Source organism: Staphylococcus cohnii species complex 1663, assembly GCF_041008415.1.
In the GTDB taxonomy this organism is placed as follows: domain Bacteria; phylum Bacillota; class Bacilli; order Staphylococcales; family Staphylococcaceae; genus Staphylococcus; species Staphylococcus ureilyticus.
The window spans coordinates 1-11787 of record NZ_JBFDVL010000007.1 but is presented as its reverse complement, the minus strand read 5'-3'; the positions used below and the strand labels follow the sequence as shown (position 1 = coordinate 11787).

Below are 11787 nucleotides of genomic sequence, written 5' to 3'. Positions count from 1 at the left end.
ATTTAAAAAAATCATTGACAGCACAAGTTCAATATAGTAAATTTAATTTATCGAATTTTTAGACAATTCAATTTAACACATTAACAGATAAACCATTCTAACGGAAAGGAGCATAATAAGATGACCAAATATACAATGCAATACCAACCAACAACTTCAAATATTTTAGTCATTTTATTATGCTATTAGGACTGGAACTTTAGTAAAGAATCTACTAAATGTTTAAGTCCTATTTCTAGTTGAATGGGACTTGAAAGCGTCCCAATTATTTATTGGGACGCTTTTTTATTTTCAAATTTATGGGGGAATTAATATGAGAAGCGATATGATCAAAAAAGGAGATCATCAAGCTCCAGCAAGAAGCCTTTTGCATGCAACAGGCGCTTTAGAAAAACCAACAGATATGAATAAGCCTTTCGTAGCTATATGTAATTCATATATCGACATTGTACCAGGACACGTTCACCTAAGAGAATTAGCTGACATTGCTAAAGAAGCAATTCGAGAAGCAGGTGCCATCCCCTTTGAATTTGACACAATCGGTGTAGATGATGGTATTGCAATGGGACATATTGGAATGAGATATTCACTGCCATCTAGAGAAATTATTGCCGATGCTGCAGAAACAGTTATCAATGCACACTGGTTTGATGGTGTCTTTTACATACCGAACTGTGACAAGATTACACCTGGCATGTTACTAGCAGCTGTAAGAACCAATGTTCCAGCTATTTTTTGTTCAGGTGGACCTATGAAAGCAGGTTTATCATCACAAGGTAAAGCATTAACACTTTCTTCAATGTTTGAAGCAGTTGGAGCATTTAAAGATGGTTCAATTTCAAAAGATGAGTTTTTAGATATGGAACAAAATGCTTGCCCTACTTGTGGTTCATGTTCTGGTATGTTTACAGCAAATTCAATGAATTGTTTAATGGAGGTTTTAGGCTTAGCTCTCCCATATAACGGTACAGCCCTAGCAGTAAGTGACCAACGTAGAGAAATGATTAGAGAAGCAGCATTTAAACTTGTTGATAATATCAAAAATGACATTAAACCAAGAGATATTGTTACTAAAGAAGCAATTGATGACGCATTTGCTTTAGACATGGCTATGGGGGGATCTACCAATACAGTACTACACACATTAGCGATTGCAAATGAAGCTGGCATTGATTATGACTTATCAAGAATAAATGAAATTGCGAAAAAAACGCCTTATTTGTCAAAAATAGCACCAAGTTCTTCCTATTCTATGCATGATGTACATGAAGCTGGTGGCGTTCCAGCTATCATTAACGAATTATTTAAAAAAGAAGGTACACTTCATCCAGACAGAATTACAGCCACAGGTAAAACACTTCGTGAAAATAACGAACACAAAGAGATATTAAATAGTGATGTAATCAGACACCTTGATAATCCATACGATAAACAAGGTGGCCTTTCAATCCTTTATGGTAATTTAGCTCCTAAAGGTGCGGTCATCAAAGTCGGTGGTGTTGATCCTTCAATTAAAGTCTTTAAAGGAAAAGCAATTTGTTTTGATTCACATGATGAAGCAGTTGAAGCAATTGACAATCACGTAGTACGTGAAGGTCATGTGGTTGTAATTAGGTATGAAGGCCCTAAAGGTGGACCAGGAATGCCGGAAATGTTGGCCCCTACATCATCTATTGTAGGAAGAGGGTTAGGTAAAGACGTTGCATTAATTACTGATGGTAGATTTTCCGGAGCAACACGAGGTATTGCTGTTGGTCATATTTCACCAGAAGCTGCGGCGGGTGGACCTATCGCTTTAATTGAAAACAACGACGATATCACAATTGATTTAACAAACAGAACATTAAATGTAGAAGTTACAGACGAAGTATTAGAATCTAGAAAGCAAAACTTGAAACCATTTAAAGCAAAAGTGAAAACAGGTTATCTTGCACGCTATACAGCATTAGTAACGAGTGCTAATACTGGTGGTATTATGCAAGTACCTGAAGATCTCATTTAAGGAGTGAGTATGATGTCTAAACAAACTGAAATACTTGAATATGAAAAATCAGAAAATTTAGATTATTTTGAAACAGCAGAAACAATTGAGCCCGAAGTTGAATTAGAAAAAGAAACAATTGATGAAATGAAATCTGGTTCAGAATTATTAGTAGATTCACTTGTAAATGAAGATGTAGATTTTATATTTGGTTACCCTGGTGGTGCTGTACTTCCACTATATGACACATTTTATGATGGGAAAATTAAACACATACTAGCGAGACATGAACAAGGTGCTTCACACGCTGCTGAGGGTTATGCGCGTGTTTCTGGAAAAACTGGTGTCGTTGTCGTTACAAGTGGTCCTGGAGCAACAAATGCAATCACTGGTATTGCTGATGCTTATAGTGATTCACTACCGCTTGTCGTTATCACAGGTCAAGTTGCAACAGCGGGTATAGGGAAAGATGCTTTCCAAGAAGCAGACTTGCTTTCAATGACTACACCGATAACTAAACATAATTATCAGATTAAAAATGTAAATGAAATACCTAAAATAATCCATGAGGCATTTCACGTAGCAAACTCAGGAAGAAAAGGACCAGTCGTTATTGACTTCCCAAAAGATATGGGAATCTTATCTACTAACGCAGAAGTTTCAAACGAATTGAACCTACCTGGTTATTCAGTTCCTAATCAACCAGACAAAACAGAAATTCAAAAATTACGTGATTATTTAAAATCTTCTAAAAAACCTGTGGTTTTATCAGGAGCTGGTGTAAATCACGCTAAGGCTAATGAAGTTTTCACTGAATTTGTTACACGACATCAATTGCCTGTAGTTAGTACTTTATTAGGGTTAGGTGCCATACCATATGAAAATCCCCTATTTTTAGGTATGGGGGGAATGCACGGATCATACGCAAGCAATATGGCATTAACAGATTGTGATTTGCTTATAAACTTTGGCAGTCGTTTTGATGACAGACTTGCAAGTAAACCAGATGAATTTGCACCTAATGCAAAAATTGTTCATATCGACATTGATCCATCAGAAATAAATAAAATAATCAAAGTTGATTTAGGTATTGTTGCAGATTGTAAAGCAACTTTAGAAGCATTACTTGAATTCGACAGCTATTCAATCAACCATGATGACTGGTTAGAAACATGCTTTAACAACAAAGCAGAGCAACCTTTTGCATACAAAGAAGATCCAGATGGTACATTTTCAAAACCACAACGTACTATTGAATATATAGGAGAAATTACTAATGGTGACGCAGTTGTTACAACTGATGTCGGTCAACATCAAATGTGGGTTGCCCAATATTATCCATTTAAAAATCATGGTCAATTAGTTACGAGTGGTGGCTTAGGAACAATGGGCTTTGGCATACCTGCAGCAATAGGTGCAAAATTAGCTGAACCTGATAAAACAGTCGTAGCTTTTGTTGGCGACGGTGGTTTCCAAATGACCAATCAAGAGTTAGCAATACTAGAAGAATACGATTTAGACATAAAAGTTGTAATTATAAATAACGGCACGTTAGGTATGGTTAAACAATGGCAAGATAAATTCTTTAACAAACGTTTCTCTCATTCCGTATTTAATGGACAACCTGATTTCTTAAAATTGGGAGAAGCATACAATGTGAAAGGTTTCCTTATCGAAGATCCAACACATTTAGAAGAACAACTAGACGCTGCTTTTGAACACAAAGGGCCTGCTCTCATTGATGTTCGTATCTCACCTATCGAACCTGTTAATCCAATGGTGCCTAGCGGTAAAGCTAATTATGAGATGGAGGGATTATTATGAGACGCACATTTAGAACAAAAGTTTTAGATAAAGCTGGTACTTTAAATAGATTAACGAGTATCTTTGTTCGCAGGCAATTTAACATTGTCACGTTATCAGTTACTCCAACGAGAGAAGATGGCGTTTCTAATATCACATTTGTAGCAGAAGTCCCAGATTCAGATGTTTTAAGAAACTTAATTAGCCAATTGGAAAAACAAATAAATATTATTGATGTAGAAGACATCACTGATACAAACACTTACAACAGAGAATTAGTGCTTGTGAAATTAGAAACACCAAGTAACCATCAAGATTTACAAAAAGTAATTAAACCATATGATGCGCTAGTCTCTATTTTAAAAAATGAGGATCCTTACACCTATCTTCAAGCCTCAGGTCCACAATATACAATGGATAATTTATTAGATGATCTATCATCATATAACATTGAACAAGTTTCAAGAACTGGTTCAGCCGGTTTAGTTTAAAACACAATTCATCAAACTATATTTAAAACATGGAGGATTTTATTATGACAACAGTTTATTATGACCAATCAGTAACGAAAGATGCATTACAAGGTAAAAAAGTAGCCATCATCGGCTATGGTTCACAAGGACATGCACATGCGCAAAACCTAAAAGATAACGGCTATGACGTGATTATTGGCATCAGACCAGGTCGTTCATTTGACAAAGCAAAAGATGATGGTTTCGAAGTATATCCTGTAAATGAGGCAGCAAAACAAGCTGATGTCATCATGGTATTATTACCAGATGAAATTCAAGGACAAGTATATAATGAAGAAATTGAACCTAATTTAGAGCCAAATAATGCACTTGTTTTCGCACATGGCTTTAATATTCACTTTAATGTTATTCAACCACCTGAAACAGTAGATGTATTTTTAGTAGCACCAAAAGGGCCTGGACATTTAGTTAGACGTACTTTCACAGAAGGTAGCGCCGTACCCGCCCTATTTGCAGTTGAACAAGATGCAAGTGGTGAAGCAACTGATTTAGCACTAAGTTACGCAAAAGGTATTGGTGCAACTCGTGCTGGGGTTTTAGAAACATCATTTAAAGAAGAAACTGAGACAGATTTATTCGGTGAACAAGCAGTACTTTGTGGTGGTACAACAAAACTAATTCAATCTGGTTTTGAAACATTAGTTGAAGCTGGTTATCAACCAGAAATTGCTTACTTTGAAGTTTTACATGAAATGAAATTAATTGTTGATTTAATGTATGAAGGTGGCATGGAAAACATGCGCTATTCAATCTCAAATACAGCTGAATTTGGAGACTATGTATCAGGACCACGCGTAATCACTCCAGATGTTAAAGATAATATGAAAGCAGTACTTAACGATATTCAACAAGGAAACTTCAGCGATCGTTTCATCAAAGATAACGAAAATAATTTTGAAGAATTCCATAAACTACGTGAAGAACAACATGGACATCAAATTGAAGCGGTTGGTAGAGACCTACGTGAGATGATGCCATTTATTAAATCCAAGAGTATTGAAAAATAATTAGTTTTATGGTGATGCCTGAAGAATCAAGAGAAGTCCCCTACTTTAATTTTTAGGAAAATTTTAGATTCTTCGGCTCATTCATCATATTGAACTAAAATCTATTTATTAGGAGATGTTTAAAATGACTAGCCATATTCAAATTTTTGATACGACACTAAGAGACGGAGAACAAACGCCAGGCGTAAACTTTTCCTTCGATGAACGTTTAAAAATTGCTAAACAACTTGAAAAATGGGGTGTTGATATCATCGAAGCTGGTTTCCCTGCTTCAAGTTCAGGTAGCTTTAAATCTGTAGAAGCGATTTCTAAAGCATTAACAACCACTGCTGTTTGTGGCTTAGCACGTTGTGTCAAAAAAGATATTGATGCAGTGTATCAATCAACAAAAGAGGCAGTAAAACCTAGAATACATGTGTTCTTAGCAACTAGCCCTATTCACCGTGACTCAAAACTCATGATGTCCAAAGAAGAAGTGTTAGCATCAATCAAAGAGCATGTTGCTTATGCTACAGAATATTTTGACGTCGTTCAATTTTCACCAGAAGATGCTACAAGAACGGAACTACCTTTCTTAATCGAATGTGTTCAAACTGCAGTTGATGCGGGAGCAAGTGTCATCAATATACCTGATACAGTTGGATTCAGCTACCCTACAGAATATGGCAAAATTTTTAAAACACTCCAAGAAAGCATTAAAACGAATCATGAAGTTATTTATAGTGCACACTGTCACGATGACTTAGGCTTAGCTGTTGCAAATAGTATGTCTGCAATTGAAAATGGTGCAAAACGCATTGAAGGTACTTTAAATGGTATTGGTGAACGTGCAGGTAACACAGCCCTTGAGGAAGTTGCACTTGGCCTATACGTTCGACAAGATCATTATGGTAATCAAACACAAATAAATCTCGAAGAAACTAAAAATACATCTGATTTAATAGCACGATATGCAGGAATTCGAGTCCCAAGAAATAAAGCTATTGTCGGACAAAACGCTTTTAGTCACGAATCAGGTATTCATCAAGATGGTGTTCTTAAAAATCCTGAAACTTATGAGATTATGACACCACAATTAGTAGGCGTCAAAACAACTGAATTACCGCTCGGTAAATTATCTGGTAAACACGCTTTTTCAGAAAAATTAGTTGCATTGGGGTATGATGTGGATGCTGAAGAACAAAAAGAACTATTTAAGCAATTTAAAACAATTGCTGATAAGAAAAAGTCTGTTACTGACAGGGATATACACGCTTTAATTCAAGGAACTGAACATGAACAAAATGCCATCTATAAAGTTGAAGCTCTGCAACTACAATTCGTCTCAAATGGACTACAAAGTGCTGTCGTAGTAATTCAAGATAAAGATGGAAATACGTATCAAGATTCAAGTATTGGTACTGGATCAATTGTTTCTGTATATAATGCAGTAGATCGAATTTTCAATCGCAAAACTGAACTTATAGACTATCGTATTGAATCTGTAACTGAAGGTACTGATGCACAAGCAGAAGTACATGTCCAAATTAAAATTGGAGATCAAATCGTTACTGGTGTAGGTATTGATCATGACATCTTATTAGCATCATGTAAATCATATGTTGAAGCACATGCTAAATACGTTTCTAATTCAGAAGTGAAAGAAGGTATTCACTCATGAGTTATAAGATTGTAGCACTTCCCGGGGATGGGATTGGACCGGAAATTTTAAATGGTTCACTAGAAATTCTTTCACAACTGAGTAATATCTATAATTTCGACTATGAAATAGAAACGCATGATTTCGGCGGTATTGCTATAGATAATCATGGTACGCCACTACCTGATACGACACTAAGTGCTTGTAAACAAGCAGACGCAATTCTATTGGGTGCTGTCGGTGGCCCAAGATGGACAGACCCTAATAATAGACCTGAACAAGGTCTGCTTGGTATTCGAAAAGCTTTAGGTCTATTTGCTAATATTCGCCCCACTACAGTAACGAGTGGTACCAGTCACTTATCACCTATTAAAAAAGAGCGTGTAGCTGGTACAGATTTTATTTTAGTGAGAGAGTTAACAGGTGGTATTTACTTTGGTGAACCAAAACATTGGAATGAGGATAAAGCTTTAGATTCCTTAACTTATACACGTACAGAAATAGAACGAATTGCAAGAGTTGCTTTTGATTTAGCTCAAAACCGTCGCAAAAAATTAACTTCTGTAGATAAGGAAAATGTACTTTCTTCCAGTAAATTATGGAGAAATGTAATAAATGATGTATCTAAAGACTATCCAGATGTTGAAGTTAATCATTTACTTGTAGATGCTTGTGCAATGCATATCATTACAAATCCTTCTCAATTTGACGTCATTGTAACAGAAAATTTATTTGGAGATATATTAAGTGATGAGGCATCTGTAATTCCTGGCTCGCTTGGTCTTTCACCATCAGCTAGTTTTAGTGAAAAAGGACCAAGACTTTATGAACCCATTCATGGTTCTGCACCTGATATTGCAAATAAAGATATAGCAAATCCATTCGGTATGCTTTTATCAGTGGTTATGTGTTTAAGAGAAAGTCTTAATGCACCAGAGGCTGCTCATAGATTAGAATCAGTTATTTATCAACTTATCGAAGATGAAAAAACAACTCAAGATCTCAATGGTAAGTATAAAACAACTGATATTTTTAAATTCATTAAACAAAATCTTTAAAAAGGAGGAGATGTCATATGGGTAAAACACTATTTGACAAAGTTTGGAATAAGCATGTCTTAACCGGTAAAGAAGGTGACCCACAATTATTATATATAGACCTACATCTTATACACGAAGTCACATCTCCTCAAGCTTTTGAAGGACTTAGACTACAAAATAGAAAGCTGCGCAGACCAGATTTAACCTATGCGACGTTGGACCATAACGTTCCTACAGTTGATATTTTTAATATTAAAGATGAAATTGCTAATAAACAAATAACAACGCTTCAAAAAAATGCCAAAGAATTTGATGTGCATATTTTTGATATGGGTTCTGACGAACAAGGTATCGTGCATATGGTTGGTCCTGAAACTGGACTGACACAACCTGGAAAAACAATCGTATGCGGAGACTCTCATACAGCTACACATGGTGCTTTTGGTGCTATTGCATTTGGTATTGGAACTAGTGAAGTCGAACATGTTTTTGCAACACAAACACTATGGCAAACAAAGCCAAAAAATTTAAAAATTGATGTTACTGGTAAACTACCTACAGGCGTATATGCAAAAGATATTATTTTACATCTTATTAACCAATATGGTGTTGATTTTGGAACTGGATATGCACTTGAGTTTTCAGGTGAAACTATTCGTAGTCTATCAATGGAAGCAAGAATGACGATTTGTAATATGGCGATCGAAGCTGGTGCAAAGTATGGGATGATGGCGCCTGATGAAACTACATTTGAATATGTAAAAGGAAGACCTTATGCAACAAACTTTGTATATGATGTAGATGAATGGCGTGAACTTTACACTGATGATGATGCAAATTTTGATAAAATCATACAACTTGATGTTTCTGATTTAGAACCACAAGTTACTTGGGGTACTAGCCCTGAAATGGGTGTTAGCTTTAATACACCATTTCCTGAAATTAATGATGTTAATGATGAACGGGCCTATAACTATATGGGACTAAAACCTGGCCAAAAAGCAGAAGATATTGATTTAGGTTATGTATTTTTAGGTTCTTGTACGAATGCTCGACTATCTGATCTAATAGAAGCAAGCCATATTGTAAAAGGAAATCAAGTGCATCCTAATATTACAGCAATCGTCGTTCCTGGTTCTAGAACTGTAAAGATAGAAGCAGAAAAATTAGGTCTTGATAAAGTGTTTAAAAATGCTGGATTTGAATGGAGAGAACCTGGTTGTTCAATGTGTCTTGGTATGAACCCTGACCAAGTACCTGCTGGTGTGCATTGTGCATCAACAAGTAATCGTAACTTTGAAGGACGCCAAGGCAAAGGGGCTCGAACACACTTAGTCTCCCCTGCTATGGCAGCTGCTGCAGCCATTAACGGGAAGTTTGTAGACGTAAGAAAGGTGGTTGTATAATATGGAAATCCAACCTATCACAACCTATACTGGTAAAGTTGTTCCATTATTTCATGATAATATTGATACTGACCAAATCATACCAAAAGTACATTTAAAACGAATTTCTAAATCTGGTTTTGGACCTTTTGCTTTTGATGAATGGCGCTACTTAGAGGATGGATCCGACAATCCAGATTTCAATCCAAATAAGCCAGAATACCAAGATGCCACGATTTTAGTAACTGGGGATAATTTTGGTTGTGGTTCGAGCCGTGAACATGCAGCTTGGGCAATTAAGGATTATGGTTTTGATATTATTATTGCTGGTAGTTATAGTGATATCTTTTATATGAACTGTACTAAAAATGCGATGTTACCTATCGTATTAAATGAAGAAGAACGTCAATACATTGCCAAAGCAGGTAAAGTCACTGTTGATTTACCTAATCAAACTGTGACTGCGAATGATAAAACATTTCACTTTGTTATTGATGAAACGTGGAAAAATAAACTTGTTAATGGACTTGATGATATTGCTGTAACACTACAATTCGAAAATGAAATTCAAGCATATGAAACGTCAAAAGCTTTTTAACGAAACTTAAATAAAGGTGTGAAATTTATGGCTGTCAAAACAACTGTTTCTTCAAAAGATATAGATGAAGCTTTCTTACAATTGAAAGATGTTGTTAAAGAAACTCCTTTGCAAAAGGATCATTACTTATCGCTTAAATACGATTGTGATGTCTATTTAAAAAGAGAAGACTTACAATGGGTTCGATCTTTTAAATTAAGAGGTGCTTATAACGCAATTATAGCGTTAAATGAAAATGATAGACAAAACGGAATTACATGTGCAAGTGCAGGTAATCATGCACAAGGTGTTGCTTACACTGCCAACAAACTTAATTTAAATGCTGTTATATTTATGCCAGTAACTACACCTCTTCAAAAGATAAATCAGGTGAAATTTTTTGGTGGTAGTAACGCTGAAGTTGTGCTTACCGGCGATACATTTGATGATTGTCTAAAAGAGGCACTTACGTATACTCAAGATAATAAAATGAATTTCATCGATCCATTTAATAACATTTATACAATCGCTGGCCAAGGTACGTTAGCTATAGAAATTTTAAAACAATCTAAAGAGGATAACATTCAATTTGATTATTTATTCGCAGCTATAGGCGGTGGTGGGTTAATTTCAGGGGTAGGTACTTACTTCAAAGAACATTCACCACAAACTTCTATCATTGGCGTAGAACCTGCCGGTGCGAGTAGTATGTATGCCTCTGTTGTACTAGAAAATCAAATAGTAACGTTACCTGAAATTGATAAATTTGTGGATGGTGCATCTGTAGCAAAAGTCGGTGAAATCACATATGATATTGCCAAAAATGTAGTAGATGACTATATTCAAGTACATGAAGGCGCTGTTTGTTCAACAATCTTGGACATGTATTCTAAACAAGCAATTATTGCGGAACCTGCTGGTGCTTTAAGTGTTTCAGCATTAGAACAATATCGTTCAGAAATTAAAGGTAAGACAGTTGTTTGTGTTGTAAGTGGCGGCAACAATGATATCAACCGTATGAAAGAAATCGAAGAACGTTCTTTATTATTTGAAGAAATGAAACATTACTTCATTCTCAACTTCCCACAAAGACCTGGCGCATTAAGAGAATTTGTAAATGACGTACTTGGACCAAAGGATGATATTACTAAATTTGAGTACCTTAAGAAAAGTTCTCAAAATACAGGAACTGTCATCATCGGCATACAATTAAATAACCATCAAGATTTAGATAACTTAAAGTCGAATGTCAATGAATTCGATCCTTCCAATATCTATATTAACGAAAACAAAATGCTTTATTCACTATTAATTTAAAAGTCTAGCTTATGCTAGACTTTTATTTTATATAAAGTACCACTTACAGTTCTTCGAACTGGAAGTTAAGCTCCTTTTACGTAAATAAAAAAGACCCTTCCGGGTCTTGATTGCCTGTAAAGTCACACTTCTTAATTTTAATTTTTACATTTCACACTTATATATCTTATAAATTTATATGTTATTGGAATAGTGTGACTTATACATGAGCTTTAGCTCATGTATTCCTCTTTACCTACTCTTGCGGAACGTAAATCAGCTACCTTCGGCGCTAAGAAGCATCCCTGACTTCAGACAAGCGCTCGTAAAGTACCACTCTCAATTTATTGAGATAGCGGTACTTATGCATGAGTTTTTGCTCATGCATTCCTTTTACTATTTCACGCTTTCCTCACTCACTTACCGCTTGTAAGCTCATTTCGTCTCTCGTTTACTTCGTCAGCTTCAAACGCTTTCTTTTGTCAGTTTGCAGTTCTTCGAACTGGAAGTTAAGCTCCTTTTACGT

At 35.6% G+C, this 11787-nt stretch carries 9 protein-coding genes; all 9 read left to right on the top strand.

What is annotated here, in order from left to right; translation table 11 throughout:
• Window positions 1–313: 313 nt before the first annotated feature.
• Complete coding sequence (gene ilvD, locus AB1J10_RS09595; protein WP_064210000.1) at window positions 314–2002, top strand: dihydroxy-acid dehydratase; 1689 nt, start codon at window positions 314–316, stop codon at window positions 2000–2002.
• A gap of 12 nt (window positions 2003–2014) precedes the next feature.
• Complete coding sequence (ilvB, locus tag AB1J10_RS09590) at window positions 2015–3805, top strand: biosynthetic-type acetolactate synthase large subunit (RefSeq protein ID WP_107365687.1); 1791 nt, start codon at window positions 2015–2017, stop codon at window positions 3803–3805.
• Window positions 3802–4275, top strand: a complete 474-nt coding sequence (gene ilvN, locus AB1J10_RS09585) for an acetolactate synthase small subunit (protein WP_046206534.1) — start codon at window positions 3802–3804, stop codon at window positions 4273–4275. Before ilvB ends, ilvN begins: the two co-directional genes overlap by 4 nt.
• Before the next feature lie 44 nt (window positions 4276–4319).
• Window positions 4320–5324: a ketol-acid reductoisomerase gene (gene ilvC, locus AB1J10_RS09580; RefSeq protein ID WP_046206535.1), complete on the top strand. Its 1005-nt coding sequence runs from the start codon at window positions 4320–4322 to the stop codon at window positions 5322–5324.
• A gap of 124 nt (window positions 5325–5448) precedes the next feature.
• Window positions 5449–6984: a 2-isopropylmalate synthase gene (locus AB1J10_RS09575; protein WP_107360304.1), complete on the top strand. Its 1536-nt coding sequence runs from the start codon at window positions 5449–5451 to the stop codon at window positions 6982–6984.
• On the top strand, window positions 6981–8021 hold the full coding sequence (gene leuB, locus AB1J10_RS09570) for a 3-isopropylmalate dehydrogenase (protein ID WP_064210003.1): 1041 nt from the start codon (window positions 6981–6983) through the stop codon (window positions 8019–8021). Before AB1J10_RS09575 ends, leuB begins: the two co-directional genes overlap by 4 nt.
• 17 nt (window positions 8022–8038) lie before the next feature.
• Window positions 8039–9409: a 3-isopropylmalate dehydratase large subunit gene (gene leuC, locus AB1J10_RS09565; protein ID WP_107365685.1), complete on the top strand. Its 1371-nt coding sequence runs from the start codon at window positions 8039–8041 to the stop codon at window positions 9407–9409.
• Window position 9410: 1 nt separating this feature from the next.
• The gene (gene leuD / locus AB1J10_RS09560; protein ID WP_064210005.1) at window positions 9411–9986 is read left to right on the top strand and encodes a 3-isopropylmalate dehydratase small subunit; all 576 of its coding nucleotides are present in this window, start codon (window positions 9411–9413) and stop codon (window positions 9984–9986) included.
• A gap of 27 nt (window positions 9987–10013) precedes the next feature.
• Complete coding sequence (ilvA, locus tag AB1J10_RS09555) at window positions 10014–11282, top strand: threonine ammonia-lyase IlvA (RefSeq protein WP_107365683.1); 1269 nt, start codon at window positions 10014–10016, stop codon at window positions 11280–11282.
• The last annotated feature ends 505 nt before the right edge of the window (window positions 11283–11787 follow it).